General features: G+C 74.5%; 29 protein-coding genes. 12 read left to right on the top strand and 17 right to left on the bottom strand.

The window, feature by feature from the left end:
* Positions 1-107 precede the first annotated feature (107 nt).
* Together ACWPWV_RS07975 and ACWPWV_RS07970 are read right to left on the bottom strand one after the other, a co-directional pair.
* The gene (locus tag ACWPWV_RS07975; protein WP_454042384.1) at positions 108-734 is read right to left on the bottom strand and encodes a GNAT family N-acetyltransferase; all 627 of its coding nucleotides are present in this window, start codon (positions 732-734) and stop codon (positions 108-110) included.
* Between the two features lie 344 nt (positions 735-1,078).
* Positions 1,079-2,305, bottom strand: a complete 1,227-nt coding sequence (locus tag ACWPWV_RS07970) for an SLC13 family permease (protein ID WP_454042383.1) — start codon at positions 2,303-2,305, stop codon at positions 1,079-1,081.
* A 164-nt stretch (positions 2,306-2,469) separates the two neighbouring features.
* Between ACWPWV_RS07970 and ACWPWV_RS07965 the strand changes: the two genes are divergently transcribed.
* The 5 genes from ACWPWV_RS07965 to ACWPWV_RS07945 are packed head-to-tail and all read left to right on the top strand — an operon-like array spanning position 2,470 to position 8,670.
* Positions 2,470-3,855 carry an ABC transporter substrate-binding protein gene (locus ACWPWV_RS07965; protein ID WP_454042382.1) on the top strand — a complete coding sequence of 462 codons (1,386 nt, stop codon included), beginning with the start codon at positions 2,470-2,472 and terminating at the stop codon, positions 3,853-3,855.
* A 1-nt stretch (position 3,856) separates the two neighbouring features.
* Positions 3,857-4,831 carry a carbohydrate ABC transporter permease gene (locus ACWPWV_RS07960; RefSeq protein ID WP_454042381.1) on the top strand — a complete coding sequence of 325 codons (975 nt, stop codon included), beginning with the start codon at positions 3,857-3,859 and terminating at the stop codon, positions 4,829-4,831.
* On the top strand, positions 4,828-5,787 hold the full coding sequence (locus ACWPWV_RS07955; RefSeq protein ID WP_454042380.1) for a carbohydrate ABC transporter permease: 960 nt from the start codon (positions 4,828-4,830) through the stop codon (positions 5,785-5,787). Before ACWPWV_RS07960 ends, ACWPWV_RS07955 begins: the two co-directional genes overlap by 4 nt.
* A gap of 38 nt (positions 5,788-5,825) precedes the next feature.
* The gene (locus tag ACWPWV_RS07950) at positions 5,826-7,031 is read left to right on the top strand and encodes a zinc-dependent alcohol dehydrogenase (RefSeq protein WP_454042379.1); all 1,206 of its coding nucleotides are present in this window, start codon (positions 5,826-5,828) and stop codon (positions 7,029-7,031) included.
* Between the two features lie 46 nt (positions 7,032-7,077).
* The gene (locus tag ACWPWV_RS07945) at positions 7,078-8,670 is read left to right on the top strand and encodes a phytoene desaturase family protein (protein WP_454042378.1); all 1,593 of its coding nucleotides are present in this window, start codon (positions 7,078-7,080) and stop codon (positions 8,668-8,670) included.
* A 3-nt stretch (positions 8,671-8,673) separates the two neighbouring features.
* Here ACWPWV_RS07945 and ACWPWV_RS07940 read toward each other — a convergent pair whose 3' ends face one another.
* Positions 8,674-9,114: an SRPBCC family protein gene (locus ACWPWV_RS07940; RefSeq protein ID WP_454042377.1), complete on the bottom strand. Its 441-nt coding sequence runs from the start codon at positions 9,112-9,114 to the stop codon at positions 8,674-8,676.
* 160 nt (positions 9,115-9,274) lie between these two features.
* Between ACWPWV_RS07940 and ACWPWV_RS07935 the strand changes: the two genes are divergently transcribed.
* The 3 genes from ACWPWV_RS07935 (at position 9,275) to ACWPWV_RS07925 (ending at position 11,422) form a co-directional block, all read left to right on the top strand.
* The gene (locus ACWPWV_RS07935; RefSeq protein WP_454042376.1) at positions 9,275-9,946 is read left to right on the top strand and encodes an ANTAR domain-containing protein; all 672 of its coding nucleotides are present in this window, start codon (positions 9,275-9,277) and stop codon (positions 9,944-9,946) included.
* A 73-nt stretch (positions 9,947-10,019) separates the two neighbouring features.
* The gene (locus tag ACWPWV_RS07930; RefSeq protein ID WP_454042375.1) at positions 10,020-10,730 is read left to right on the top strand and encodes an ANTAR domain-containing protein; all 711 of its coding nucleotides are present in this window, start codon (positions 10,020-10,022) and stop codon (positions 10,728-10,730) included.
* Complete coding sequence (locus tag ACWPWV_RS07925) at positions 10,727-11,422, top strand: GAF and ANTAR domain-containing protein (protein WP_454042374.1); 696 nt, start codon at positions 10,727-10,729, stop codon at positions 11,420-11,422. The genes ACWPWV_RS07930 and ACWPWV_RS07925 overlap by 4 nt, the downstream gene beginning before the upstream one ends.
* Before the next feature lie 67 nt (positions 11,423-11,489).
* On the opposite strand, the gene ACWPWV_RS07920 is transcribed toward ACWPWV_RS07925, so the two are convergent.
* The 4 genes from ACWPWV_RS07920 to ACWPWV_RS07905 form a co-directional block, all read right to left on the bottom strand.
* On the bottom strand, positions 11,490-12,857 hold the full coding sequence (locus ACWPWV_RS07920) for a cytochrome P450 (protein ID WP_454042373.1): 1,368 nt from the start codon (positions 12,855-12,857) through the stop codon (positions 11,490-11,492).
* Positions 12,854-13,342, bottom strand: a complete 489-nt coding sequence (locus ACWPWV_RS07915; protein ID WP_454042372.1) for a DUF4383 domain-containing protein — start codon at positions 13,340-13,342, stop codon at positions 12,854-12,856. Before ACWPWV_RS07915 ends, ACWPWV_RS07920 begins: the two co-directional genes overlap by 4 nt.
* A gap of 10 nt (positions 13,343-13,352) precedes the next feature.
* Complete coding sequence (locus ACWPWV_RS07910; protein WP_454042371.1) at positions 13,353-14,234, bottom strand: manganese catalase family protein; 882 nt, start codon at positions 14,232-14,234, stop codon at positions 13,353-13,355.
* 193 nt (positions 14,235-14,427) lie between these two features.
* Positions 14,428-15,318: an SDR family oxidoreductase gene (locus tag ACWPWV_RS07905; protein WP_454042370.1), complete on the bottom strand. Its 891-nt coding sequence runs from the start codon at positions 15,316-15,318 to the stop codon at positions 14,428-14,430.
* Between the two features lie 202 nt (positions 15,319-15,520).
* Between ACWPWV_RS07905 and ACWPWV_RS07900 the strand changes: the two genes are divergently transcribed.
* From ACWPWV_RS07900 to ACWPWV_RS07890, 3 genes are all read left to right on the top strand, one after another.
* Positions 15,521-16,183, top strand: a complete 663-nt coding sequence (locus ACWPWV_RS07900; protein ID WP_454042369.1) for an ANTAR domain-containing protein — start codon at positions 15,521-15,523, stop codon at positions 16,181-16,183.
* A 79-nt stretch (positions 16,184-16,262) separates the two neighbouring features.
* Positions 16,263-16,892 (top strand): DUF2231 domain-containing protein, encoded by a 630-nt coding sequence (locus ACWPWV_RS07895; protein WP_454042368.1) that lies wholly within the window; start codon positions 16,263-16,265, stop codon positions 16,890-16,892.
* Positions 16,889-17,704 carry an SDR family NAD(P)-dependent oxidoreductase gene (locus ACWPWV_RS07890; protein ID WP_454042367.1) on the top strand — a complete coding sequence of 272 codons (816 nt, stop codon included), beginning with the start codon at positions 16,889-16,891 and terminating at the stop codon, positions 17,702-17,704. The genes ACWPWV_RS07895 and ACWPWV_RS07890 overlap by 4 nt, the downstream gene beginning before the upstream one ends.
* Positions 17,705-17,728: 24 nt before the next feature.
* On the opposite strand, the gene ACWPWV_RS07885 is transcribed toward ACWPWV_RS07890, so the two are convergent.
* The 9 genes from ACWPWV_RS07885 to ACWPWV_RS07845 all read right to left on the bottom strand — a co-directional run bounded on the left by ACWPWV_RS07885 (position 17,729) and on the right by ACWPWV_RS07845 (position 25,006).
* Positions 17,729-18,070 (bottom strand): hypothetical protein, encoded by a 342-nt coding sequence (locus tag ACWPWV_RS07885; protein ID WP_454042366.1) that lies wholly within the window; start codon positions 18,068-18,070, stop codon positions 17,729-17,731.
* Positions 18,067-18,393, bottom strand: a complete 327-nt coding sequence (locus ACWPWV_RS07880; protein ID WP_454042365.1) for an STAS domain-containing protein — start codon at positions 18,391-18,393, stop codon at positions 18,067-18,069. The genes ACWPWV_RS07885 and ACWPWV_RS07880 overlap by 4 nt, the downstream gene beginning before the upstream one ends.
* 169 nt (positions 18,394-18,562) lie before the next feature.
* Positions 18,563-19,192 (bottom strand): PAS and ANTAR domain-containing protein, encoded by a 630-nt coding sequence (locus ACWPWV_RS07875; protein WP_454042364.1) that lies wholly within the window; start codon positions 19,190-19,192, stop codon positions 18,563-18,565.
* Between the two features lie 98 nt (positions 19,193-19,290).
* Entirely contained in the window at positions 19,291-19,977 is a 687-nt protein-coding gene (locus ACWPWV_RS07870; RefSeq protein ID WP_454042363.1) for a GAF domain-containing protein, read from the bottom strand.
* A 90-nt stretch (positions 19,978-20,067) separates the two neighbouring features.
* Positions 20,068-20,880 carry a glycosyltransferase gene (locus tag ACWPWV_RS07865; protein ID WP_454042362.1) on the bottom strand — a complete coding sequence of 271 codons (813 nt, stop codon included), beginning with the start codon at positions 20,878-20,880 and terminating at the stop codon, positions 20,068-20,070.
* A complete protein-coding gene (locus ACWPWV_RS07860; RefSeq protein ID WP_454042361.1) occupies positions 20,877-22,319 on the bottom strand; it encodes a PIG-L family deacetylase in 1,443 nt (480 codons plus the stop codon). Before ACWPWV_RS07860 ends, ACWPWV_RS07865 begins: the two co-directional genes overlap by 4 nt.
* Complete coding sequence (locus ACWPWV_RS07855; RefSeq protein ID WP_454042360.1) at positions 22,313-23,398, bottom strand: acyl-CoA dehydrogenase; 1,086 nt, start codon at positions 23,396-23,398, stop codon at positions 22,313-22,315. Before ACWPWV_RS07855 ends, ACWPWV_RS07860 begins: the two co-directional genes overlap by 7 nt.
* Before the next feature lie 117 nt (positions 23,399-23,515).
* On the bottom strand, positions 23,516-24,475 hold the full coding sequence (locus ACWPWV_RS07850; protein WP_454042359.1) for a manganese catalase family protein: 960 nt from the start codon (positions 24,473-24,475) through the stop codon (positions 23,516-23,518).
* 93 nt (positions 24,476-24,568) lie between these two features.
* Positions 24,569-25,006 (bottom strand): DUF6098 family protein, encoded by a 438-nt coding sequence (locus ACWPWV_RS07845; protein ID WP_454042358.1) that lies wholly within the window; start codon positions 25,004-25,006, stop codon positions 24,569-24,571.
* Between the two features lie 217 nt (positions 25,007-25,223).
* Here ACWPWV_RS07845 and ACWPWV_RS07840 point away from each other — a divergent pair, with 217 nt between their 5' ends.
* Entirely contained in the window at positions 25,224-25,412 is a 189-nt protein-coding gene (locus ACWPWV_RS07840; RefSeq protein ID WP_454042357.1) for a hypothetical protein, read from the top strand.
* Positions 25,413-25,534: 122 nt separating this feature from the next.
* Here ACWPWV_RS07840 and ACWPWV_RS07835 read toward each other — a convergent pair whose 3' ends face one another.
* Positions 25,535-25,792 (bottom strand): acyl carrier protein, encoded by a 258-nt coding sequence (locus ACWPWV_RS07835; RefSeq protein ID WP_251152845.1) that lies wholly within the window; start codon positions 25,790-25,792, stop codon positions 25,535-25,537.
* Positions 25,793-26,023 lie beyond the last annotated feature (231 nt).

Below are 26,023 nucleotides of genomic sequence, written 5' to 3'. Positions count from 1 at the left end.
CAGACCACGGAAGGACCGGACGCGCACCTCGACATGACCGGACGTGACCGCTCTCCCACCGCAGCGGGGGTGGGAGTCATCCGCCGGACCGGGACCCCCGGTCATGCTCACGAGGGGACGGTCGCGCGGCCGAGGTACGTGAGGGGGCCGGGGTCGGCGACGTCGATCTCGTGGAAGCCCAGGGTGTCGTAGAACCCGCGCGCCGGGACGTTCGCCGTCACCATCCCGACGTGGAGCGCGGGCGCCCCGGCGTCCGCCGCCGCGCGCGACCATGTCTCGACCAGGACGCGACCGAGGCCGCGGCCCTGGGCCTCCGGCAGGAGGTCGACGTGCAGGTGGCCCGGGTACGGCGCGAGCTCGGGCACGAGGAGCCGCTCGGGGTGGTGGTGCAGGTGCAGCATCACCTCGTCCGGTGAGGCGTCCGCGGGCAGCGGGTCCGGCGGCGACGGTCGCCGGGCACCGAGCGCCGGGATCCACTCGTCGCGGTACCGCTGGGCGAACCGCGGCGTGCTGGACGTGCCGACGACGTACCCGACGACACGCTCGCCGTCGTCGACGACGAACGCGAGGTGTGGCTCGAGCGTCGCGTACGGGCCCGCGAAGAGGTCGCCCATCAGGTCGTCGTCCGCGTGGAGCCCGCGCGCGTCGCCGCCGGCGTCGGCGGTCCGGACGCACACGTCGTAGAGGTCGCGTCGGTCGGACGGGCGGTACGGACGGACCTCTGGGCGGCGCATGCTCTGGATCCTTCCGAGGAAGCGTTCCCCGGCGCAACGGCCCTCGCGCCGCCGACAGGCCCGGCCCATCGTTGTCATACACGACAACTCAATCGGTCATACAGGGGACTCGATGCCGCGGTTCACCATCACGTACGTCGACATCGACGACCGCAATCGGGACCACATCACCCAGAACGGGCTCACCGAGGACGACTACCGCTCCATGCTCCTGGGCCCCTGATCGCTACCCGCAACAAGGCGGGACGAGCCGCTGACTACACCGCCGCGGCCGAAGCCCTCGACGGCACGACGTGGATCGTCTGCTTCACCTACCAGGAGGGCGAAGCCCGGCCGCGACTCGGTCAGCGCAGCGCGACCGCCAGGACCCCCGCCGCGACGGCGAGCGGGGCGAGCAGGAGACCCTGCCGGACGACGGGCCACGCGGGCGGCCCACCGCTCCCGAACGTGTGCCGCCGGTACTGCTGCCACCACAGGACGGTCGCGAGCGACGCCCAGGGCGTGACGAGCGGTCCCGCGTTCACCGCGACGAGGAGCGTCGCGAGACGGTCGAGGTCCTCGCCGTCGGCGGGGGCGAGCGCGAGGAACGCCGGGAGGTTGTTCACCGCGTTGGCCGCGAGCACACCGGTCGCCGCGAGGCGGGCGAGGTCGCCGCCGTCCGTGCCGTCCCCGGCGACCGCGGCGAGGAGGTCGCCGAGACCGTGCGCGTGCCACGCCTCGACGACGACGAACAGGCCCGCGACGACGACGGCGGACCGCCACGGGACCATCTCGCGCACGGGGACGAGGAGGGGCACGCGACGCCACCACGTCGCGAGGCCCAGCACGACGACGCCCGCGAGCGCGACGACCGCGACGGGGAGCTCGGCCGCGAACGCCACGGCGAGCAGGGTCACGACGACGCCCGTCACGACGAGGAGCACGCGGTCGGGCGGGACCGGGCCGCCGTCGGCGAGGGTGAAGCGGCCCCTGATCGACCGGCCGTGCAGGGCCAGGAGCACGACGACCGTCACGGCGAGGACCGCGAGCGCCGGGAGCCACATCGCGGCGACGTACCCGGACCCGAACCGGTGGGCCACGAGGAGGTTCGTGAGGTTCGAGACGGGCAGCAGCAGCGACGCCGTGTTGGCGAGCGCGAGGACCGTGAGGGCGAGCGGCAGGGGGCGCGTCCCCGTGCGCCGCGCGAGGGCGAGCACGACGGGGGTGACGAGCACCGCCGTCGTGTCGAGGGACAGCACGACGGTGCTCGCGGTCGCGAGCAGCACGACGAGCGCCCACAGCACGAGGCGTCGACCCCGGGCGACGCGCGCCGCACGACCGGCGACCGCGTCGAACAGCCCGGCACCGGCGCACAGCTCCGCGACGACGGTGATCGCGAGGAGGAAGACGAGGACCGGCCCGGTGCGGACGAGGAGGTCGCGCGCGTCGTCGGACGGGAGGAGACCCGTGGCGGGGAGGGCGACGACCAGGAGCGCCGCGACCGCCCACGGCGGGACGCGGCGCCGGCGGCGGTGGTGGTCGTCCACGGCCCCGAGGTCCGGGCCCGCGCCGCCAGGACCAGGAGACGTCACCGCGGCAGGGTACGTCGCCGGCGACGGAGAAGCGCTTCGGCGTGTGAGCAAGCAGGGCCGGTGCTTCACTGGCGGCGTCGGCGGCATCCCGCCGACTGCGTCGAGCCGCGCGGTGGCGTCGTCGACCCGTCGACCGTCCTGCGGTGATCCTGAGGAGGCCGGAGATGCGACGAGGACGCGGCACCGCAGCCGCACGGACGGGCATGCTGGCGGTGGGGGCCCTGGTCCTCGCCGCGTGCGCGCAGGGGACGGGCGACACCGAGACGGACACCGACTTCTCGGTCGACGAGACCCCCGGGGAGATCTCCGTCATGGGCTTCGGCACGGGCGACGAGATCGGTGAGGTGCGGTACGACCGCGCGGTCGAGGAGCTCGGCGCCGACGTGAAGCTCTCCGAGGGGGAGCTCGACATCCAGGCGTTCCTCTCGTCGGTCGCGTCCGGCAACCCGCCCGACCTCGTCTACGCGAACCGCGACCAGATCGGCACGTTCGCGTCGCGCGACGCGATCCTGTCCCTGGACGAGTGCGTCGAGGCGGAGGACGTCGACATGGACGCGTTCGTCGACACCGCCGTGGAGCAGGTGACCTTCGACGGCAGCGTCTACGGGATCCCCGAGTTCAACCAGGTGCAGGTGACGATGGCCAACGCGGAGCTCCTCGACGCGGCAGGGCTCTCGGTCGAGGACGTCAACGGCTCGGACCGCGAGGCGGTCACGGCGGCCAACGAGGCGCTGATGAACGCCGACGGCGGCACGCTGAGCGTCATCGGGTACGACTCGAAGCTCCCCGAGTTCCTCCCGCTGTGGGCGAAGTCCGTCGGGGCCGACCTGCTCTCGGAGGACGGGCGGACCGCGCAGCTCGACAGCCCCGAGGTCGTCGAGTCGCTCGAGTGGGCCGTCGGCATCTACGACGCGCAGGGCGGGTTCCCCGCCGTGAAGACGTACCGCGACTCGGCGGACTTCTTCGGCGCCGGCAACCAGTTCGCGACGAACGTGCTCGGTGCGATGCCCATGGAGCAGTGGTACATCAACGTGCTCAACGAGTCGTCGCCGGACGCGCCCATGGCGTTCGACGCCGTCCGCACCACCGACGGCGACCCGATCGCCTTCGCGTCGGGCTCGGCCTGGGCCGTGCCGCGCGGGAGCGAGAACGCGGGCGCCGCGTGCCGGTTCGCGCGGCTCATGACCGAGACGGACGCGTGGGTCGAGGCGGCGCAGGCCCGCGCCGACGCGCGCGAGCAGGACGGCCTGGTGTTCACGGGCGTGCTCACGGGCAACGAGGAGGCCGACGAGCAGATCCGCTCCGAGCTGGTCCCCGACGACGCGCCGCAGCCGTGGCAGGACGCGATCGACGCGATGTACGAGGCGAACGACGCGACGTTCGCCCTGCCCGCCAACCCCGCGGACAACGAGTTCGAGACGGCGTGGCAGGACGCGGTGAACCGCGTGCTCAACGGTCAGCAGGAGCCGGCGGAGGCCATGGCCCAGGCGCAGGAGGAGGCTCAGGGCGCCCTCGACGACGCGTGGGCGCAGTGGGACGAGGAGGAGTGAGGTGACCGCGGTCGACGTCGCGGCACCGGGAGCCGCGGCGCGGGGACGCGACGACACCGGCCGTCGGCACCGCCTGAGCCCGGGCGCGCGCCGCGAGCGCAACGCGGCGCTGCGGTTCATCAGCCCGTGGATCGTCGGCTTCCTGATCTTCACCGCGTGGCCGATCGTCTACAGCGCCTACCTGTCCTTCACGGACTACGACGTCATCAACGACCCGACGTTCGTCGGCCTGGACAACTACCGGGAGATGTTCCAGGACCCGAAGGTCTCCCTCTCCCTCTGGAACACGCTCGTGTACACGGTGCTCCAGGTGCCGCTCTACACGCTCGTCGGGCTGGGTCTCGCGCTGCTGCTCAACCAGGCCGGGCGCTCCGCCGGGTTCTTCCGCACGGCGTTCTTCATCCCGAAGATGACGCCGCCGGTGGCCGTGGGCGTCCTGCTCCTGCTCCTCTTCAACGGGCAGTACGGCGTGGTCAACGAGGTGCTGTCCTGGTTCGGCATCCAGGGCCCGTCGTGGACCACGGACCAGGACTGGATCAAGCCCGGCCTCGTCCTCATCAGCCTGTGGACCGTGGGCGCGGCCGTGATCATCCTCCTCGCGGCGCTGCGCAACGTGCCGAACGACCTGTACGACGCCGCCAAGGTCGACGGCGCCGGGTTCTGGCGCCGTACGCGCACCGTGACGATCCCGATGATCAGCGGGGCGATCTTCTTCGTCGTCGTCGTCAACACGATCGCCGCTTTCCAGATGTTCACCGAGGCGTACTCGGCGTACTTCGGCGCGGGCAACTCGACGTACAGCAACGACGCCGCGCTGTTCTACGTGATCTACCTGTTCCAGGAGGGCTTCCAGGAGCTGCACATGGGGTACGCGTCGGCGCTGGCGTGGCTCCTGTTCGTCGTCATCATGCTCGTCACGGTCGTCCAGCTCCTCGTGTCGAGACGCCTCGTCTACTACGAGGGGGAGCAGCGATGACCACCGCCCCGTCCTTCCCGCGCCCCGCGGTCTCCGGACCCGGCGCGGCGCCGGACCCCGCGACGGGGGACGCGAACGCCGTCGTGCCTCCCCCGCCCCCGGGCAGCACCACGCGGAGCCGCAGCCCGCGGCGCCGCGTGCTGCGCGTCGTCGTGCTCCTCGCGCTCCTCCTGGCGACGGTCACGTTCGTGTACCCGCTGCTGTGGCTGCTCTCCGCGTCGTTCAAGCCGCGGGCCGACGTCTTCGACAACCGCCTCGTCCCGAGCACCTTCACGCTCGACAACTACGTCACCGTCTGGCAGGAGGCGCCGCTCGCGCTGTGGCTGGGCAACACGGTCGTGGTCACGGTCCTGGCGGCCGGGCTCGTGACGCTGTCGAGCGCGCTCGTCGCGTGGGGGTTCGCGTTCTTCCGCTTCCGCGGTCGCGGGCCGCTGTTCGGGCTCGTGCTCGCGACGATGATGCTCCCCGGCGCGGTGACGATGATCCCCACGTTCCTCATCTGGAACCAGCTCGGGTTCGTGGGGACGAACGTGCCGCTGTGGGCGGGCAACCTCTTCGGCAGCGCGTTCTACATCTTCCTGCTGCGCCAGTTCTTCCTGGGCCTGCCGCGCGAGCCGTTCGAGGCGGCGAGGCTCGACGGCGCGAACAACTGGCAGCAGTTCTGGCGCCTCGCGGTGCCGCTGTGCCGGCCCGCCCTCATCCTCACGTTCCTCTTCGAGGCGCAGGCGTCCTGGACGGACCTCATGCGCCCGCTCATCTACCTGCAGGACTCGTCCACGTTCACGATCCCCCGCGGGCTCAAGGCCCTCATCGACCAGTTCGGCCCGGGCGGCGAGTCGCAGTGGGAGATCGTCGTGACGGCCTCCGTCATCACGACGATCCCCATGATCCTCCTGTTCTTCCTGGGCCAGCGGCACTTCGTCGAGGGGGTCGCGACGACCGGCAGCAAGGGCTGACCCCCGCACCACCCGCACCACCACCCGAAGGAGACACCGTGCGAGCACTGACCTGGCAGGGACGCGAGAGCGTGAGCGTCGAGGACGTCCCCGACCCCCGGATCGAGGAGCCGACCGACGCCGTCGTGCGCGTGACGTCGACGGCGATCTGCGGCTCCGACCTGCACCTGTACGGCGTGCTGGGGATGTTCCTCGACAGCGGCGACGTGCTCGGGCACGAGGCCATGGGCGTCGTCGAGGAGGTGGGGTCGGCGGCGGGCGACCTCAAGGTGGGCGACCGCGTCGTCGTGCCGTTCAACATCGCGTGCGGGCACTGCTGGATGTGCAGCCGCGGACTGCAGACCCAGTGCGAGACGACGCAGGTCCACTCGCAGGACAAGGGCGCGGCCCTGTTCGGGTACACGAAGCTCTACGGCCAGGTCCCCGGCGGCCAGGCGCAGTACCTGCGCGTCCCGCAGGCGCAGTACGGGCCGGTCGTCGTGCCCGACGACGGCACCCCCGACGAGCGGTACCTCTACCTCTCGGACGTGCTGCCCACCGCGTGGCAGGCCGTCGAGTACGCGGACGTCCCGGAGGGCGGGAGCGTGGCCGTGCTCGGGCTCGGCCCCATCGGGCAGATGGCGGCCCGGGTCGCGCGGCACCGGGGCGCCGGGCTCGTCGTCGGCGTGGACCCGGTGCCCGAGCGGCGGGCGATGGCCCACCGGCACGGCGTGCGCACGGTCGACCCGACGACGGTCGACGACCTCGCCTCCGCGATCCGCGACCTCACGGGCGGCCGCGGGCCGGACTCGGTGATCGACGCCGTCGGGATGGAGGCGCACGGGTCGCCCGTCGCCGAGGCGACGCAGAAGGTCGTCGGCATGCTGCCCGACGCCGTCGCCGCGCCGCTCACCGAGCGTGCCGGCACGGACCGGCTCGCCGCGCTCTACACCGCGATCGACGTCGTGCGGCGCGGCGGGACCGTGTCGATCTCCGGCGTCTACGGCGGGGCGAAGGACCCGCTGCCCATGATGCAGCTGTTCGACAAGCAGGTGACGCTGCGCATGGGCCAGGCCAACGTGCGGCGCTGGACCGACGACATCCTGCCCCTCGTCCAGGACGACGCGGACCCCCTCGGCGCGCTCGACCTGCGCACCCACCGTGTGTCGCTCGAGGAGGCGCCCGAGGCCTACCGGACGTTCCAGCGCAAGGAGGACGGGTGCATCAAGGTCGTGCTCGACCCCTGGGCGAAGGCCACGGGATGAGCCGGCTCCGCCTCGGAGCCGGCCGGACGAGCGGGACCGGCCGACCGTGCGCACGGTAGACGCGGTCGTCGTCGGCGCGGGGCCGAACGGCCTCGTCGCCGCGAACGCGCTCGTCGACGCGGGGTGGGACGTCCTCGTGCTGGAGGCGCAGGACACGCCCGGCGGTGCCGTCCGCACGGCCGAGGTGGCCGCGCCCGGCTTCCGGACCGACCTGTTCAGCGCGTTCTACCCGCTCGCCGCCGGCTCGTCCGTGATCCGGGGCCTGCACCTGGAGGACCACGGTCTCGCGTGGTCGCGCGCGCCGGCCGTGCTCGCGCACGCGCTCGACGACGGCCGCGCCGCCGTGCTGCACGACGACCCCGACGACACGGCAGCGGGGCTCGAGGCCTTCGCCCCGGGCGACGGGGAGGCCTGGCTGCGGATGTTCGCGTCCTGGACGCGGGTGCGCGACCCTCTGCTCGACGCGCTGTTCAGCCCCCTGCCCGCCGCCGGCCCGGTCGTGCGGCTGCTCCGCCGGCTCGGCGTGCCGGGCGCCCTCGACCTCGCGCGCCTGGCCACGCTGCCCGTCCGGCGCCTGGCGGACGAGACGTTCCGCGGCGAGGGCGGCGGGCTGCTGCTCACGGGCAACGCGATGCACGCCGACGTCCCGCCGGACGCGGGCGGCAGCGGCGTGTTCGGCTGGCTGCTCGCGATGCTCGGCCAGGACGTCGGCTTCCCCGTGCCCGTCGGCGGGGCGGGGATGCTCGCCGAGGCGCTCGCGTCGCGGCTCGCCGCGGGCGGCGGGGAGCTCGTCACGGGCGCCCGCGTCGACCGGGTGCACGTCGCGGGCGGTCGCGCGGTGGGCGTGCGCACGGCGCAGGGCGAGCACGTGCGCGCCCGCCGCGCCGTGCTCGCCGACGTCACCGCGCCGTCGCTCTACCGGGACCTCGTGGGCGCGGGGCACCTGCCCGCGCGCCTCGTGCGCGACCTCGAACGGTTCCAGTGGGACCACCCGACGTTCAAGCTCAACTGGGCCCTCGACCGCCCGCTGCCGTGGGCGGCCGAGGGAGCCGTCGGCGCGGGGACCGTGCACCTCGGCGTCGACCGGCTCGGCTTCGTCGACGTCGCCGCCGACCTGTCGAAGGGCCGGGTGCCCGGGCGCCCGTTCCTCGTCCTCGGCCAGATGACGACGTCGGACCCGTCGCGCTCGCCGCGCGGGACCGAGTCGGCGTGGGCCTACACCCACGTCCCGCACGGGATCACGTGGACCCCCGACGCCGTCGAGGAGGAGGTGGCCCGCATGGAGGACGCCGTGGAGCGCGTCGCGCCCGGCTTCCGCGACGCCGTCGTCGGCCGGTTCGTCCAGAGCCCGCGCGACCTCGAGCAGGCCGACGCCAACCTCGTCGGCGGGGCGGTCAACGGCGGGACGTCCGCCATCCACCAGCAGCTGTTCCTCCGCCCGACCCCCGGCCTCGGGCGTCCCGAGACCCCGGTCGCCGGGCTCTTTCTCGCGAGCGCGTCGGCGCACCCCGGCGGAGGCGTGCACGGCGCGTGCGGCTGGAACGCCGCGCGAGCGGCGCTCGGCGCGTCGAGCCGGTGGCAGTCCCTCCCGCGCGCCCTGGCGCGCTCCGCGTGGGGCCGCCTCCTGCGAGAGCCCTGACGCTCAGGGCGTGCGCCGCTCGGCGAGGAACGCCAGGCGGCGCAGGGTCTCGCGGTTGCGCGGTGCGATCGCCGCGCTGCGCACGGGCTTCGGCACGAGCGTGCCCGGACCGCGGTCGGCGTCCTCGACGATCCGGACGCGGCACGTGCCGGCGCCTGCGTCGACGACGTCGATCCGGACGCGCGCCTCCCCGGCGGGCCAGCCGCGCGCCTGGATGTCCAGGGATCCGGCCGGGTCCCACGCCCGGACCACGGTCTCGTCGTCGAGGAGCGCGGGCCACAGCCCCACCGAGTGCAGGATGCGCGAGCCCGGAGCGGGCCAGCCGGCGTCGACCGCGCGGATGCGGGCCGTGCCCACGACCCAGGTCGAGTACGTCCAGCCGTCGGCGAGCACGGCGAGCACCGCGTCCTTCGAGCAGCGCGCGGTGCGGGTCACGGTCACCATGGTCCGACGGTAGCCAGGTCCGGGGCACTGGCAACCCATGCGGAGGCGTACCGTGGAAGTTCGGGGAGACACCACCTCGCCCCGGCACCGAGAGACCGTGACGGACCCACCAGCGCGGCGGACTCGCGACTGGCGTCGGCCGCCAGACGGGACGCACACCATGGCTCTCTCCCGCTATCTCGACGAGTACGCGGCGCGCGCCGCGGCCGCCCTCGGCGGCGACGTCGAGGCCTCCATCACCGTGCGGGAGCACGGCATCACCCTCCGGGCCGGCAGCAGCGCCGCCGGTGCGGCGCGGTGCGACCAGGCGGAGGCCCGGGCCGACGCGGGGCCCTGCATCGACGCGATGGTCGCCGGGTCGGTCGTCGTCGTCGCGGACGTGGCGGAGGAGTCCCGCTGGGACGCGTGGCGCGCGCAGACGGCGCACGAGGGCTTCGCCAAGGCCGTCGCCGTCCCGTCCGAGGTGGTCCCCGGCATGGCCGTCGCGCTCAACCTGTACTCCCGCTCCCCCGAGGGCTGGGAGGCGCCGCTGCTCGGGACGGCCCACGCGTGCGCGTGCCTCGTCGCCGCGGGCGTGCGGCTGCACCTGCAGTTCGCCGACGTCGAGGACGCGGCGGCCGGGCTGTACCGCGCCATGTCGGACGGCGTCGCCGTCGAGCGGGCCGTCGGGGCGATCATGGAGACCAACTCGTGCTCGCCCGACGACGCCCGGAAGGTCCTGCGGTCGGCCTCCGGCCACCGCGGCGTGAGCGAGCGCGAGATCGCCGAGTCGATCCTGCGCTCCCTGGCGCCAGGAGGCCACGGCGACATCGTCGACGAGCGCGAGCGCTGACGCGCGAGCACGCGGATCGATGGAAAACTGGGTCGGGTCGGCAGGGTGACGGCCGGCAGGACGGAGGGCAGTTGTGGACGCGTCGGTGCTGCTCGGGCTGCTCGCACGGTCGCTCGCCGGCATCGATGCCGACATGGCGATGCCGTCGAGGCTGTGCCGCGCGTGCGTCGAGATCCTCGGGGCGCAGAGCGGCGCGCTCACCGTGCGCGCCACGCCCGAGGACCGCGTGACGGTCAGCTCGTCCGACGGCATGTCGGCGGAGATCGAGGACCTCGAGGAGCTGCTCGGCGAAGGTCCGGGCCAGCTCGCGCTGGACGAGGACCGGATCGTCGTCACCGAGCTCGACGGCGGCAGCCCCACGGACGAGAAGTTCCCCGTGTTCTCGCACCTCGTGGCCTCCCTGAGCGGGCCGGCGACCGCGTACGCGGTCCCCATGCGCGTCGGGGGCCGTCCCATCGGCGTGCTCAGCCTCTACGTCACCTCGGGCGGGCTCGCGCGCGACCCCGAGGACGTCCAGTTCCTCGCGGACGCCGTCGGGACGGCGCTGCTCGGCGAGCTCGAGTCGATCGACTGGTCGGCCAGGGCCCGGATCCACCAGGCGACGGGCATGGTCACCGCACAGCTGCGCATCTCCCCGCGCGACGCGCTCGCGGTCCTCCGCGCGCACGCCTTCGCGACCCCCGCCACGCTCGAGGACGTCGCGGACGACGTCGTCGCGCGCCGGGTCGCCTTCACCTACGACGAGACCGACGCGGTCACGACAGAGAGGACCGAGGAGCCATGACGCCGCGCACCCCCACCGAATCCCTCGCCGACGCGGCCCGGGCGCTCCTGGGCGACCACGACGTCACCGACCTGCTCGCGCAGCTCACCCGTGACGCCGTGCTGTTCGCCGGTGCGGACGCCGCCGGTCTCCTCGTGCGCTCGGAGGGACGGCTGGAGACGCTGACCACCACGTCGCACACCACCGAGCACCTCGAGGCGTTCCAGTCCCAGCGCGACGAGGGTCCGTGCGTCGACGTGGTCGAGGCGGGCCGGCCCGTCGAGGCGGTCGGCCGGCAGGAGCTGGAGGACCGCTGGCCGACCGTGGGCCCGGCGATCGTGGCCGCGGGGTTCCACTCCGTGTACGCGGCGCCCCTCGCGTGGCAGGGCGGCGTCGTGGGAGGTCTCAACGTCTTCGGGCGCGAGGCGCGCGCTCTCGACGACGAGCAGCGTCGCGCGGTGCAGGCGTGCGCGGACATGCTCACCCTCGTCGTCGGCCAGCCCCTCCGCCTCAGCAGGCTGGACTTCGGCCGGACCATCGAGCGGGCGCTCCGCGACCGGGTCGTGATCGAGCAGGCCAAGGGCGCGCTGGCCCACCGGCTCGGCATCGACGTCTCCGCCGCCTACGACGAGCTGGTCGACCGCGCCGAGCGCGAGGGCACGTCGCTGACCGGCACCGCGAGCACGGTCCTGCACGAGGCCCAGCGCCGCTGAGGACGTCACGGCTGGCTGCGCGCCACCGGGCTCGCACCCCGGCGTCGTCCAGGCCGCGGTCACGCCGTCAGGCCGCTGTCGCCCCGGTGACCGCGACGCCGCCCCGCGCGGTCTCCGGCCGCAGGCCGGACCGGGTCCCGAACCGCAGGCCGAGGTGGTCGACCGTGCAGGGCAGCGGGTCGTCCGCGAGGTAGCGCCCGCGGCCCACGTTCAGGTCGAGCGTCGCGAGCCGGGCGAGTGCGTGCGACGCGACGAGCAGGACGACGTTCCGACCCGGGCACGAGACGGGTCCGCCGCTGAACGGCACGATCCCCCAGTCGGCGTCCGCACGCCCGTCGAGCCAGGCCTCCGGCTCGAACGCGTCCGCGAACCCGAGCCGGTCGCCGTCGCGGTGGAAGAACGCGCTGAGCACGACGAAGCCGGTGCCGGCCGGGAGCGTGCGCGTGCCCCACCGCACGGGGCGGGTCGCGTCGCGGAGGACCGCGAGCGTCGTCGGCCACAGGCGGACCGCCTCGAGCACGCACCCGCGCCCGTAGGGCAGGACGCTCGGTCCCCGCCCGGACGTCACGAGCTCGGTCACGAGCCGCTCCTGCACCTCGGGCCGCGCGGAGGCGACGGCCAGCGCGCGGAACGTCGCGGCGCCCGCGGCGTCGAACGCGAAGAGCCAGTGCGGGATCTGGCCGCGCACGGCGTCCGCCCCGCCGACGTCGCGACCGCGCGCTGCGAGCGTGCCCGGCTCGGCGACCGCGACGTGCTCGGCGATGCGTCGCTCCAGGCCGGCCCGCAGCCACGGGCGACGCGGCCGGAACCACGACCAGTTGCCGTCCCGGCGCAGCGCCTCGAGCAGCGCGCTGAGCTGCTCGTCGTCGCGCGCCGCGCTGCCGAGCACGAGCGTCCGCACCGCCCGCCACCACGCCGCCGCGAACGTGTCCCAGTCGAGACGGCCGGTCCTCTCGACCACGTCCGCGAGCTCGCGCATCTCGCGGTCGACGACGGCCGTGAACGCGCCGCCGTCGGCGTGCACGGGCTCGCGCATGTCGAGGAGGTGCTCGTTGAGAGGACGCCGGGTGCGACGGTCGTCCGTCGAGGAGATGAGGACGCCGTCCGGCTGGAAGTGCGCGAGCGCGCCCCGCTTCTCCCACGAAGCCGGCGTGTACGGGTCGGGAGAGCCGTCGAGGAGCCGCTTTACGTGCTGCGGCCCCATGGCGAGCACCAGGCGGCGGCCGCCGAGCCGCAGGGCGAGCGGCGCGCCGTCGTACCGGTCGCGCAGCTCGCGCAGCAGGCGACGCGCGCGCCGGTCGACCTGCCGGCGCTCCGCCCAGGCGGTCATGGACGGCCGTCGGACGATGGCGCCCTGGGCGACGAGCGGACCGAGCACGCCCTGCAGGACGCGCCCGGTCTCGCTCGTCGTCAGGTCGACGGGGGTGTCCGTCACGGGCGACGAGCCGTCGTCGTCGTGCCCGTGGTCGCGGTCGTGTCCTTCCGGACGGGCCAGAGCGCGATGGCGAGACCGGCGACGGCGCTCACCGCGTGCAGGACGTTGTCGGCACCGTTGATGTTGAGCAGGTTCGCCTCGGGGTCGTTCACCACGACCAGGCCGTAGACGAACGCCGCCCCGTACCCGATCGCGAGGATCCACCCGTAGGTGCGTGCGCTGGCCGACCGGCTCCACATCAGGACGCCGAGCAGGCCGATGACGAGGTGGACGACGTTGTGCAGCGGGTTGATGGCGAACCCGAGGAGGGTCTGCGAGTGGTCGTGCACGGTCCAGTCGTCGAACCCGGTGATCGCGAACCCCACCGCTCCCACGAGGAGGTAGACGACACCGATGACGAGGGCGAGGTACTGGTGCACCCCGCGGTGCGCGCGCGCCGGGCGCGCGGAGGCGCCCGAGGCGCCGGAGGTCGATGCGGCAGTCATGACGACCCCCTCAGCCCTTGTGCAGGGCGTCCTTGACGACCCCTGCGGCCTTCTCGAGCCCGGACGGCTTCGGCGTGGTGCCGTGGAACCGCTCGTCGGGCTGGGTGGGCGGCGGCATCGGGACGCCGGCCGGCGGCGTCGGGACGTACTCGAACTCGCCCTTGCCGTCCGGGGTCGGACCGCTCGCCCAGCGGCCCTCGGACGCGTGCTCGCCGTCGGAGAAGTTGATGTACTGGTACGACACCGACCGGTCCTCCTGCTTCAGCGGGAACGTGCTCGGGACGGGGAGCTCCTCGATCCCCTCGTCGCGCAGCTCCTGGGCCGCGGCGAGCCACTGGTTCTGGTGCATCGTGTCGCGCGCGAGGAGGAACGAGAGGAGGTCCTTCACGCCCGCGTCGTCGGTCATGTGGTACAGCCGCGCGACCTGGAGCCGGCCCTGCATCTCGGCGTTCGCATTGGCCGTGAAGTCGGCGAGCATGTTGCCGCTCGCGGTGATGTAGCCGGCCGTCCACGGGTTGCCGTTCGAGTCGACCGGACGCGCGCCCGCACCCGCGACGATCGCGTGCTGCGGGTCCGTCCCGCCGATGACCGCCGCGATCGTCGGGTCGTCCTGCATCGCGCCCTCGACGATGCCCACGGGCGCCTTCTCGAGCAGCTGGGCGATCATCGTCGCGAGCATCTCGACGTGACCCATCTCCTCCGCACCGATGCCGTAGAGGAGGTCGCGGTACTTCCCCGGCAGGTGGGCGTTCCACGACTGGAACCCGTACTGCATGGCGACGGTGATCTCGCCGTACTGACCGCCGAGCACCTCCTGGAGCTTGCGGGCGTAGACGGCGTCGGGCTTGTCGGGCTTGGCGCTGTGCTGAAGCTCTTGACGGTGGAAGAACATGGGTCTCTCCTTCGAGAGAGTCGGCCGCCACGGCACGGCACCGCGTGCCCGGACGACCCCGGCACGCGCCTCGTTCTCGACGCGTCGAACGTGCGTCCAGCCTCGACCGACGTCCTCCCGGTCGCATCTCGGGACGGACCCGAGACGCGACCGGGACGTGCCAGGGACGCCCGACGCCGGCCCGGCGGACGGCTCAGAGCAGCCGGCCGCCCGTGACGCCCAGGCGGTCGCCCGTGATGTAGCTGGACTCCTGCGAGGCGAAGAAGACGTACGCGGGGGCGAGCTCCGCCGGCTGCCCCGCGCGGCCGAGCGGCGTGTCGCCGCCGAACTGCTCGACCTTCTCCTCGGGCATGGTCGCCGGGATGAGCGGCGTCCAGATCGGCCCCGGCGCGACCGCGTTGACGCGGATGCCCTCCTCCGCGAGCTGCTGCGACAGGCCCCGCGTGAAGTTCAGGATCGCGGCCTTCGTCGACGCGTAGTCGAGCAGCTGAGGGCTGGGCTGCGACGCCTGGATCGACGTCGTGTTGATGATGGACCCGCCGCGCGGGAGGTGGTCGAGCGCCGCCTTCGTGATCCAGAACAGCGCGTAGACGTTCGTCTTGAGCACGCGGTCGAGCTGGTCCGTCGTGATGCCGCGCAGCCCGTCGTCCTGGGCCATCTGGTAGGCGGCGTTGTTGACGAGCACGTCGAGGCCGCCCAGGCCCGCCACCGCGTCCGCGACGAGCTGTCGGCAGAAGGCCTCGTCCCGGATGTCGCCCGGCAGCAGCACGGCCTTCCGGCCCGCCTGCTCGACCCAGCGCGCCGTCGTGCGGGCGTCCTCCTCCTCCTCGGGCAGGAAGGAGATCGCGACGTCGGCGCCCTCGCGCGCGAACGCGATCGCGACCGCGCGCCCGATGCCGGAGTCGCCGCCCGTGATGAGCGCCCGTTTGCCCTCGAGGCGGCCCGAGCCCTCGTAGGACTCCTCGCCGTGGTCGGGCTCCTGCGACATGTCCCCCGTGCGACCGGGCGGCTGGAGGTCGTCGGCCGGCTGCTCCGGCTCGGGGTGCTGCGTGGTCGGGTCCTGCGGCGTGGTCTGGTCCGTCATGGGTGCTCCCGTCTCGGTCGGTCGGTCGTCCGTCCAGCATGGGCACGACGGCTCGCGCTCGCAGCGGCACGCGCACCCCGCGGTGCGAGCGCACGCCCGGTGCGTACGGTGAAGGTCAGGACGGTCCTCCGACCGTCACCATGCCGACACGGCGGCCGCGGTCGCAGGACACCGACGTGCACCGTCAGACAGGACGGACCCCATGAGCATCTCCCGCTACCCGTCCGAGTTCGCCCAGCGGGCGGCCGCGGTCCTCGGTGCCGACCTCGAGGTGAGCATCACCCTGCGCGAGCACGGTCTCAGCCTGCGCGCGGGGAGCAGCACCGCCGCCGCGGCACGGTGCGACCAGGCCGAGGCGCTCGCCAACGCCGGGCCGTGCATCGACGCGGTGGGCAGCACGACGGCCGTCCTCGTGCCCGCCATCGCCACGGAGGACCGCTGGGAGGCGTGGCGCGACCAGGCCGTGCGCGAAGGGTTCGTGTCCTCGCTCGGTGTCCCGGCCCAGGTGGAACCGGACGTCGGCGTCGCGCTCAACCTCTACTCGCGGTCCCCCGACCCCTGGACGGACCGTCTGCTCGCGGCAGCCGACTCGTACGCCCAGCTCGTCGCCTCCGCCGTCCGGCTGCACCTCGAGCTCGCCGAGCTGGAGGACCGCACGGCCGGCCTCTACCGCGAGATGACCGACGTCGTCGCCGTCGAGCGTGCCGTCGGTGCCGTCATGCACACCAACGGCTGCAGCGAGGAGGAGGCGCGGCGCATCCTGGAGTCCGCCTCGCAGCACCGCAACGTGAGCCGGCGCGAGGTCGCCGAGACCGTCCTGCGGGCGCTCGTGGTCACCGACGACGACTCCGTCCCCGGCTCCTGAGCGAGCGGGCCGTCCGGATCCTGCCTACGGTCGACGCAGAGAGGCGTCGAGACCTGCGCGCACCCGACCGAGGAGCGCCATGTCCACCGAACCGACGGATGTCCCCGTCCTCCTGAGCGCCGTGCGACGGCTCGAGGAGTCGTCGAGCGTCGACGGCCTCTCCGGCATCGTCCGCGGTGTCGCCCTCGCCGTCGTGCCCGCGCACGGCAGGCTCCGCGAGGAGCTCCACGGCCGGTCGCTCGGCCACGCCCTGCACTCGACGCTCACCGACGTCCCGGTCGGCCTGTGGACGAGCGCGGCGGTGCTCGACCTCGCCGGCGGCGAGCGCAGCGCGCCCGCCGCGCAGCGCCTCGTGGGCCTCGGCCTCCTCGCCGCGGTACCGACCGCCCTCACCGGGCTGGCCGACTACCTCGCGGTCGACGAGCGGGCCCGTCGTGTGGGCTCGGTCCACGCGACGCTGAACGGCGGCGTGTCGCTCCTGTACGGGGCGTCATGGCTCCTGCGGCGCGCGGGCCGACGGCGCGCGGGCGTCGCGGTCTCCCTGCTCGCCTACGGCGTCGCGGGAGCGAGCGCGTACCTCGGGGGCCACCTCGCGCAGGCGCTGCGCGAGCCCCCGGCCGACGTCGCGCTGGGGTCCGAGGACGAGGACGACGACTGGACGGCGACCGGTCTGTCCGGACCGTCGGGCGGCGCCTCGGGGGCGGCGTGAGCCCCGGGTCCCGGCGAGGTCCCGCCGAGCCCGCGGACCACGACGTCGCGCTGGTCACCGGCGCGACGAGCGGCATCGGGCTCGCGATCGCGCGCGAGCTCGTCGACCGCGGCCACGACGTGCTCGTCGTCGCGGACCGGGACGTCGACGAGACGGTCCGGCGCCTGGGCGGCCGCGGTGGCCGCGGCAGCGTCGGCGTGACCGGGCTCGAGGTCGACCTGACGACCCCGGCCGGCGTGGAGGCGGCCGCGGCCCGTGCCCGCTCGCTCGGCGTGCGGACGCTCGTGCTCAACGCCGGCGTCGGGGTCCACGGGCCGTTCGCCCGGACACCGCTCGAGGCCGAGCTCGGGCTGGTCGACCTCAACGTCCGGTCCGTCGTGCACCTCACCCACCTGCTCCTGCCGGAGCTCCTCGCGCAGGGCGACGGGCGGCTGCTCGTCACGTCGTCGGTCGCCGGGACCATGCCGGCACCGCTGTTCGGGACCTACGCGGCGTCGAAGGCGTTCCTCCGCTCGTTCGCCTGGTCGCTGCGGGGCGAGCTGACCGGCACCGGCGTCACCGTGACCGCGCTCCTGCCCGGTCCGACGCGCACCCCGTTCTTCGCCGAGGCCGGGATGCGCCGAACGCGCGTGGGCCGGCTGCCGAAACCGAGCGCGGCCATGGTGGCGCGCAAGGCCGTCGACGCGCTCGCGGCCGGCCGGCCCGAGGTCACCACGGGGTCGGCGGGCAAGACGATGCTCCTCATGTCGCGCGTGCTCCCGCAACGGGCTCGCAGCGCGTTCCACGGGTGGTTCTACGCACCGGGAGCCTGAGGGACGAGCGGGTCGGTCGGCGCGTCAGCCACCGTCCGCCGCGGGTCCCCGCCCCGGGCGTCGACCGCCGGCTCGTGCGGCGCGGTACCACCGGAGGTAGTGCTTGCGGCAGAGACCGCGGGCGGCGGACACCCGCTCGCACGGGACGACGAGGCACCGGCCCCGTCTGCTCTCTCGGGCCGACCGCGTGGAGTCGAAGTGCTCGAGGGCGCGCGCGGCGGTCTCCTCGTCGATCCGCCACGGACCTGCTCCGCTCCGGACGGCGTTCTTCCGCAGCCAGTGCCGGACCGCCGACGGCGAGACCCCGGCCTGGTCCGCCAGCTCCGCGGTGGTGGTCTCCCCGAGCACCGGGCCGAGGTGGCTCACGCGGTGGCTCGACCGGCGGCCGCGTCGTCGGACGGGTCCGGCTCCACGCTGACCCCGGACGTCATGGTGCCGGCGAGGACCTCCCGGACGCAGACGGGCACCGCGCGCAGCACGACCGGGTGCCGCGCGGCGCGTCCGAGCCGGCTCAGGAGCTCGAGCCCTGCCGCGTCGCAGGACCGCACGCCGGACAGGTCGACGACGATCGAGCCCGCCACGCGTCTCGCCATGGACTCGAGCTCGCCGCAGAACGACTCCAGAGCCGTCCGGTCCAGGGCGCCTCGCAGGGCCCACGGCCCTTCGAGGCAGTAGGTGACGCCCCGCACGCAGGGCCGAGGCCTGCCTGGGCGGCCGTCGATCCCGGCCGTCGTGGGGGTGTCAGGTCTCCACGAGAGCTCCGTCGCCATCGCAGCGCCTCCGCCGTAGCGCCGACGGGCCGCGCCTCGACCCTCCTCAACGGTACCTCCGGTGGGCCCTGCCCGCCCTCGAGGACGGCTAGGCGAACAGGTCGGCGACGTCCTGGACGACGGCCGGTCCTCGGGAGGCGGCGGTCCCGACGATCTGCTCGGCGAGGTCCCGCAGGCGGACGTTGCGGTCGTTCGAGACGCGCCGGAGACGTCGGTAGGCCTCGTCCGGGTCGACGCCGCAGGCGAGCGCGACCATGCCCTTGGCCTGCTCGATCGGTCCACGGCTCTGCGCGGCAGCGGCGATGTCGCGCCCGGCCTGGGACGCGGCCTCGGCGCGGACCGCCTGGGTGACGTCGACGAAGTAGCCCAGCAGCTCGACGACCTCGCCGGTGTCGGAGCGCCGCCGGCCCTGGCCGACGACGACGAGAAACCGTTCGCGGCCGCGGGCGTCCATGATGCGGTGCATGCTGGAGAAGGGCTCGCCCGTCCGGCGGGCCTCGTCGAGCGCCTGCCGCACGCGGTCGCGGTCGTCCGGGTGCTTGTGGGCGAGGACGAGCGCGGTCGTGGGGACGACGTCGCCCGGGGCGAACCCGTGCAGGTGGTACGTCTCCGCCGACCACCACCACACGTCGGTGGCCAGGTCGAGCCGGTAGCGACCGGGCAGCTGACGCGTTCCCCGGGCGAGGGGGAGATCGATCGGTGCGTCGTGGACGGTCATCCTCGTACCACCAGTTCTTGGTGTCGATGAGGAGCCAGGGCCAGACTCGTCGCCCTGAACCTAGCCCACTTCCGCCCGATCACCCACTCGTCGGGGTCTCACGCCCTCTTCGCGGACCCGAACGTCAGACGACGCGCCAGGACGTCGTCGATCACGGACGCCAGGGTGGACGCGCGCGCCAGGGCGCGCGCACGGAGGACGGCCAGCGCGTCGTCCGGCCCCACCCGCAGCTGGGCGATCACCATCCCGATCGCCCGGTGCCTCCTCGTCTGGTCGGGCCACTGCTGCTCGAGCGGGGCGCGTGACCCGAGCAGCACGGCGCACGCCGTGTCGGCGAGCGGCTGCGCCTCGTCGGCGGGGATCGGTGTGCTGCCGGTGTCCTGGTAGAGCGTCAGCGACCCGAGAGGGCGCCGGTCCAGGCGCAGAGGGACGGCGACCACCGACGCCCACGTGCCGAGCTCCGCAGCCGCGGACGCGAACACCGACAGCGTCGGAAAGTCCTGCGCGTCACCCGTGAGCGACAGGGCGACGCCGCGGTTCCGGACGTACGCGAGCCGGCCCGGTCCTTCGCCGAGGACCTCTTCCAGGTCCTCCAGCCGACGCGTCGCCTCGTCGGCCGTGGTGGCGCTCAGCCGCTCGAACGCCGTCGGCAGGAGGGTCAGCGCCCCACCCCGGGCGCCGAGGATGCGCGCGCACGCGTCGCACAGCCCGCTCGCCAGCGGCACGTCCGGGTTCAGGCCGGCGAGCACACGGGCGAGCTGTGCTGGTTGCGTCGGATCGACCACTGAGCTCCTCCCCTGTCGGCTCCCAGTGTCGGCACCCCGGCCTGCACTCGCCTCTCACCGGGGAACCGCAGCGGTCGGGGGCCGGGCCACCTAGGCGGACCGGTCGAGCGGGAGCAGGTCGTCGCGCAGGTGCTGCGCGTAGCCGCCGGGGGTGCGCCCGAGCAGCCGGCCGGAGGTCAGCACCTCGGCGACGGCGTCCGCGACGACCCGGGCGCCGGCACGACGTGCGGCGCGCACGAGCGCGACGTCCTCGTGCTCGGCGACAGGCGCGAACCCGCCCGCCGCGTCGTAGGTCGCGAGGCGCAGACCGAGGTTGGCGCCGTGCACGTGCCCGTTCGCGTGCCCCGGCGCGTGGCGCGCACGCCAGGCCGCGGCCCGGTCGGCAGAGAGCTCGTCGAGCCGGGGACGGACGGTGCCGACCACCACGTCGGCGCCCTCGTCGGCCAGTGCCACGTGGTGCGCCAGCCAGTGGTCGGGCACCACCGAGTCGGCGTCGGTGCACGCGAGCCACGTCCGGTCCCGCGCGGGGACACCCCCGAGGAGGTCGAACGCCGCCTCGACGCCCGCGCGCCGGGCCGGGCCGACACCCGCCCGGCCCGTGACGAGCGCCGGGAGGCCCGCCGCGGCGACCGCGTCCGCGCTCGCGTCGGTGCACCCGTCGAGCACGACGAGCGTGGCGACGGCCAGCCCGGGCCGCGCCGCGCGCAGGGTCCGGACGGCCCGGCGCACCGCGTCGAGGCACGCCGGCAGCAGCTCCTCCTCGTCGTGCGCCGGGACGACGACGAGGACCGCCTCGACCGTCGGCACGGCCGCCACGTCCGTCGGCACGTCCGTCGGCACGTCCGTCGGCATGGCCGTCGGCACCGCGCCCGTCGCCCGCTCGACGGCACGCCCACCCGTCATACGAGCCCCGTCTCGCGCGCGACGGACCGCGCCGGGCGCCGGGTCAGGACGTCGAGCACGAAGTCCTCCTCCTCGTGGTGGGCGAGACCGCCGAGCTCGGGCCGCGCGAGGACCCGCGACTGCACCGTGTCCCCGTTGAGCGGGTACTCGGGGACGTCGTGGCGCCAGTGGCACGCGACGAGCACCCCGTCGTCCGAGAGCGAGGCGACGGCGCGGTCCAGCGTCCGGTCGAGGTCCTCGTCCCCGTAGTAGTACAGGACCTCGGACAGCACCACGAGGTCGAACGTGCCGTCGGGCCACTCGTGCGGCGTGTCGAGCCGGAGCAGCTCGACGCCGGTCCCGAGCCGCCTCCGGGCAGCCTCGAGCGGGGCGTCGGCGATGTCGACCCCCACCACCCGGTCGGCGCGGGCCGCGAGGCCCGCGGTGAGCACCCCCGTGGAGCACCCGATCTCCAGCGCGGCCCGGAACCGTGGCCGCGGCAGCGACGCGAGGAGCACGGCTCGCTTGCGCTCCTCGTACCAGCGCGACTCGAAGCCCCACGGGTCGGCGCGGCCCGTGTAGAAGCGGTCGAAGAAGTCCCGCGCGAGCGAGCGACCAGCACCGGCGCGTCCGTCGCGACCCGTGGCCGGCGGGGACGACGTCGCGTCCTGGCCCGACCCGTCCGCCTCGACGAGCACCTCGACCTGTCGGGCGGCGTGGCGCAGCATCTCGGGCCCGACGACGGCCTCGTCGCCCGGGTCCCCGGACAGCGGGCCGACCTGGGACGCGTGCGCGGCCACGGCCTTGCCCTTCGCCGCGGCCTCGTCGACGGTGAGGCGCAGGCCGCGCAGCGCGTCCCACGGCACGTCGGGCCCCGCCGGGTCGGCCCAGTGCCAGAACCACACCGGGTACTCGACGAGCCGGGCGTCCCGCGTCGTCGCGACCTCGGCGGCGACCTCCCCGGCGATGCGGTGGTCGCGGTGCCCGTCCCCGCGCCACGGCGCGCACACGAGCGTGCGTCCCGTGCCCCTCCGTGTGCCCGCCCGTGTGCCCGTGGCGAGGTCCACGGCCGCCTCGACGGCGGTCCGCAGCACGTCGCGGTGCTCGCGCAGGCCGCCGTCGGGCAGCCCGAGCAGGAGCACCCGGGACCCGGCCGCGAGCGCGTCCACGGCGTCGAGCAGCTCGCGCCGCCGAATCGCGCGCAGCTCGTCCGGCGACGTGCTCGACCCGGGGTGGGAGCCCTCGCCGTCGGTCGCGACGACGAGCGTGACGGGAACCCCTCGCGCCGCGAGCCGGTGGACCAGCCCGCCCGCGCCCAGGGACTCGTCGTCGGGGTGCGCGGCCAGCACGACCAGCGCCGCGACGTCGTCCAGGTCGAGGTCCCGCGGCCGGTCCAGGACGCCCGCTCGCACCCAGTCGTCCTCGGAGGTCCCCGGTTCGCGGTGGTCGAAGCTCACCACGGCCGCTCCCCCGCCGCGAGCAGGTCGCGCCCGAGCGCGGCCTGGTCCCGCTCGGCGTGGTGCTGGCGCACGTAGAGGCCGAGGTCGGCGACCCGGCGCGCGAACTCCTCGTCCGTCGTCAGCGGACCCGGCCCGAGGGCGTGGGCGCACCGGCGCTGCACCTCCTCGACCGCGTCGGCGACCACGGCCCGGGCGCGCCGCGCGACGAGCGCGGCCCGCACGCCGTCGAGCCCCGCGTCGACGGCGGTGGCCGCCTCCGCGAGGACCGCCCGGGCCGCGCCGAGGGCGACGTCGGTCGCCCCGAGGTGCGCGAGCGCGAGCTGGTCGGGATCACGGCGGCCGAGCGTGTCCCAGAGCGTGCGCGCGAGCCCGACGGCACCGCCCCACCAGCACGCCGCGACGCCGATGCCGCCCCACGCGAACCCCGGGCGCTCGAGGTACCAGCCGGCGGCGCCGACGGGCACGGCCGGCGCGTCGTCGAACCGGACCGGGGCGCTGACGACCTGCGCCAGCCCGCGGGCGACCCACGGGCCCCCGGCCGGTGCGACCGCCGCGGTGCGCAGGTCCACGGCGAACAGGCGCCGGCCCGCGTCGGTCCACGCCGTGACCAGGGCGTGGCTGAGGTCCGCGGCGAGCGAGCACCACGGCTTGGTGCCGGTCAGTGACCAGCCGTCGGCGGTCGCGGTGGCCTCGAGGCGGGCTCCCGGCCCCTCGGCCGCGAACACGCCCCACGTGTTGCGCTCCCCGGCGTCGACGACGCCGAGCGGGACCGGCTCGGGTACCTGCGCGAGGATCGCGAGCGCGTCGAGGTGCGGCTCGAGCGCGCGAGCGACGCCGACGTCGACGGCCGCCACGGTGGCGAGCGCCGACCACAGGTCCGCGGTGCGACCCGCTCCGGGGAGCGGGAGCCGCGGGGCGAGGTCGGCGACCCACGCGAGCGTCGTCGGGACGTCCGTGCCGAGCCGCCGCACGGAGGCCAGGTCCTCTCCGGTGAGGACGTGACCGGGGGCCGCGTCTCCCGGTGCCGGCAAGGGCGCCCCGCCGAGGGGCGACGGCTCGGTGCGCGCGAGCGCGGTCATGAAGGGCCTCCAGGGCGCCGGTGGGGCGGTCCTGCTCCGGACCGCGCCCAGCGTCGGTGCAGCCGGAGCGCTCCGCAACCGGAACGCCCCGGCCGGCGCCCGGGAGGCCCTGGGCCCTCAGCTGGTGGTCGTCGGCCCGAAGAGCGGCTCGGCGGCGTCCGCCATCTCGAGCTCCGCGGTGGCCTGGACGAGGGCGAGCAGCTCCGGGTCGAGACCCGGGGAGTACTCCTCGAACCGCTCGGGCGCGATGGTCGACGGGACGCCGGGAGGTGCCTGCTCGGTCGCGTCGAGCTCGGTCCCGTCGTTCGAGGGCGACATCCCCTGGAAGATCCGACCGGCCTCCGAGGCACCCTCGAGGTCGAACGTGTACTGCTTGGACTGGAGGCCCAGGTCGAGGAGCTTCTTCACCTCGGGGAACTTCTCCGCCTCCGTCTTGGGGATGGGCAGGGTCGCCGACCAGTTCACGCCGAGCGTCTCCAGGGCGCGGGCGTAGGCGTTCTCGTGGGCCTGGTCCCGCACGATGAGGTAGGAGATCGTGGAGCGGGCGGTCTTGTTGTCCGTCATCTCGTAGATCCGGCACTTCTGCAGCCGGCCCGTGGACTCGAGCATGAGGTTGTAGAGCAGGTCCAGGACGAGGTTCCCGGAGTTGTAGACGTAGCTGCCGCTCCACGGGTTGCCTGCCGCGTCGACCGGCAGCGCCCCCTGGGAGGCGACCAGGTAGTGGTGGATGTTCCCGGCACCCAGCGCCACGTCGAGCGGGGTCTTGCCACGGGCACCGGGGGTGTCGAGCGGGTCGGTCTTCTTGCCGTTGTACCGCGGCGAGCCGTCGAGCAGGCGGGAGATCGTCGTCCCGATCAGCTCGACGTGGCTGATCTCCTCGGTCCCGATGCCCTGGAGCAGGTCGCGATAGGGCTTCCCCGTCGGACCCCGGAAGTTCATGCTCTGGAACAGGTACTGCATCATCGTCCGCATCTCGCCGAACTGGCCGCCCAGACCCTCCTGCAGGGCGTTGGCCGCCGCGGGGTCCGGTTCGTCCGGCACGATGTCGTTGATCAGGCGCTGCACGTGCAGGTACATGTCGTGTCTCCTCGGTCGGAGGGTGCTGGTCCCTCACCGTGCGTCCGGGGGGCGCGACTGGCATCTGGGGCGGCCCTTCCCGCCCCGGCGGGCTCAGGTCCCGTCGTCGCCCGCGTCGAACACCTCGCGGTAGAGGCGTCCCGCCTCCTCCACGACGCCCGGGTCGAGCGAGGCGGCGGGCACGACCCCGACGAGGAGCGGCTCGCAGTCCGGGCCCCGCCCGGAGACCTCGCCGGTGAGGAGCCACGGGAACCGTTCACCGGTCATGAGGTGGGCGTACTGGCAGAGCTGCCGCGCGACCCAGTGCTCGACCGGCCGGTCCCACCACGGCTCGGGGTTCATCGGGTTGACGCTCAGACCCGGCAGGAGGCAGCCGCTCTCGTGGTCGCGGCTCACGGTCTGCCGGTCGTCCTCCGGCCCTGCGCTGAACCGCACGTACAACGGGTCGACCACCGCGACCAGCTCGGCGACCTCCGTGAGGCTCCGCAGTCGCGGGAGCCCGTCGAGCGTCCCCTCGTCCTGTGTCGGCATCCGGACCTCCTGGCATGCACGGGCACTGCTCGTGCCCCGTGACCGGTGCGGGCCAGTTCTCGACTCCGTGACGCTGTCCGTCGGCCTCAGGCTACGAGGGTCGACCGCCGCGGGCACCCCCGGGGCGCTCCGACGCTGCGAACGCGGCGGGTGCGTGCCACGGTGACGGGACCGGCGCCCTCCCGGGCGCGCCGACCGACGACCCCAGGAGGCCGACATGAGCGAGAGCGACGAGCAGGGCCGCGGCTACGACCCCGGCGAGGACCCGGACGCCGACCCCGCGAACCTCAACCCGCGGGAGGGCCAGGGCGCCGAGGGGTCGACCGACCAGGGAGACCCCGACGCCGACCCGGCGAACCTCAACCCGCGCACCGGCGCGGAGGCGTCGGGCGACGGCGGCGACTGACACCGCCCGAGCGCGACGCCCGGCCACGGCCGGGACCCCGTGTGCCGCGGCGCCTCGCGCGCCGCGGCACACGTTCGTGCGGGTGGGGGTCGTCAGCCCTCGTCACCCCCCGTCAGCCCCCGTCAGCCCTGCTGGGACCCCTGCGGCGACGTGGCGGACGTGCCGTGCTGCGTCAGCTCGGCGAGGAAGCGGTGGCACTGCTGCGCGCGCTCCGAGTCCTCCTGCATGACCTTCTCGAAGAAGGACGCGATCTCCTCCTTGCCCGCGTTCCGTGCGTCGCGGACGTACTGGCCGTAGTCGTGCCCGGCCTTGAGCGAGTGGTACTGCACCGAGATGAGGTCGAACGTGACGTCGTCGAACCCGGTCTCTCCTGTGGCCATGATCTGCTCCTCCGGCGCACCGACGTCGGTGCGTGGTCGTGGTGCCGAGCCGCGGCCCGGCGCGTGCGACGGCCTCCTGCTGGACCACGTCCACCGTCGCAAGGCTCGTGGCGCTCGCAACCGCAGCGGTCGTCGACCGGTGGTCGGGGGCCGATCGGGCACCGGTCGGACGCAGCGAGCCCGTCCAGTTGTGAGCGGGGCGAGCCGCCCTACCGTGAGGGAACAGGTCCA

The sequence above is a fragment of the Cellulosimicrobium sp. Marseille-Q8652 genome, from assembly GCF_965112045.1.
This window is presented reverse-complemented; position numbering and strand designations above follow the sequence as displayed.

What these genes read in the sequence shown, in the direction of transcription:
- ACWPWV_RS07975 (WP_454042384.1), bottom strand. Translation starts at nt 734, where the DNA reads ATGCGCCGCCCAGAGGTCCGTCCGTACCGCCCGTCCGACCGACGCGAC.
- ACWPWV_RS07965 (WP_454042382.1), top strand. Translation starts at nt 2,470, where the DNA reads ATGCGACGAGGACGCGGCACCGCAGCCGCACGGACGGGCATGCTGGCG.
- ACWPWV_RS07955 (WP_454042380.1), top strand. Translation starts at nt 4,828, where the DNA reads ATGACCACCGCCCCGTCCTTCCCGCGCCCCGCGGTCTCCGGACCCGGC.
- ACWPWV_RS07940 (WP_454042377.1), bottom strand. Translation starts at nt 9,114, where the DNA reads ATGGTGACCGTGACCCGCACCGCGCGCTGCTCGAAGGACGCGGTGCTC.
- ACWPWV_RS07935 (WP_454042376.1), top strand. Translation starts at nt 9,275, where the DNA reads ATGGCTCTCTCCCGCTATCTCGACGAGTACGCGGCGCGCGCCGCGGCC.
- ACWPWV_RS07925 (WP_454042374.1), top strand. Translation starts at nt 10,727, where the DNA reads ATGACGCCGCGCACCCCCACCGAATCCCTCGCCGACGCGGCCCGGGCG.
- ACWPWV_RS07915 (WP_454042372.1), bottom strand. Translation starts at nt 13,342, where the DNA reads ATGACTGCCGCATCGACCTCCGGCGCCTCGGGCGCCTCCGCGCGCCCG.
- ACWPWV_RS07910 (WP_454042371.1), bottom strand. Translation starts at nt 14,234, where the DNA reads ATGTTCTTCCACCGTCAAGAGCTTCAGCACAGCGCCAAGCCCGACAAG.
- ACWPWV_RS07905 (WP_454042370.1), bottom strand. Translation starts at nt 15,318, where the DNA reads ATGACGGACCAGACCACGCCGCAGGACCCGACCACGCAGCACCCCGAG.
- ACWPWV_RS07900 (WP_454042369.1), top strand. Translation starts at nt 15,521, where the DNA reads ATGAGCATCTCCCGCTACCCGTCCGAGTTCGCCCAGCGGGCGGCCGCG.
- ACWPWV_RS07895 (WP_454042368.1), top strand. Translation starts at nt 16,263, where the DNA reads ATGTCCACCGAACCGACGGATGTCCCCGTCCTCCTGAGCGCCGTGCGA.
- ACWPWV_RS07875 (WP_454042364.1), bottom strand. Translation starts at nt 19,192, where the DNA reads ATGACCGTCCACGACGCACCGATCGATCTCCCCCTCGCCCGGGGAACG.
- ACWPWV_RS07865 (WP_454042362.1), bottom strand. Translation starts at nt 20,880, where the DNA reads ATGACGGGTGGGCGTGCCGTCGAGCGGGCGACGGGCGCGGTGCCGACG.
- ACWPWV_RS07855 (WP_454042360.1), bottom strand. Translation starts at nt 23,398, where the DNA reads ATGACCGCGCTCGCGCGCACCGAGCCGTCGCCCCTCGGCGGGGCGCCC.
- ACWPWV_RS07850 (WP_454042359.1), bottom strand. Translation starts at nt 24,475, where the DNA reads ATGTACCTGCACGTGCAGCGCCTGATCAACGACATCGTGCCGGACGAA.
- ACWPWV_RS07845 (WP_454042358.1), bottom strand. Translation starts at nt 25,006, where the DNA reads ATGCCGACACAGGACGAGGGGACGCTCGACGGGCTCCCGCGACTGCGG.
- ACWPWV_RS07840 (WP_454042357.1), top strand. Translation starts at nt 25,224, where the DNA reads ATGAGCGAGAGCGACGAGCAGGGCCGCGGCTACGACCCCGGCGAGGAC.
- ACWPWV_RS07835 (WP_251152845.1), bottom strand. Translation starts at nt 25,792, where the DNA reads ATGGCCACAGGAGAGACCGGGTTCGACGACGTCACGTTCGACCTCATC.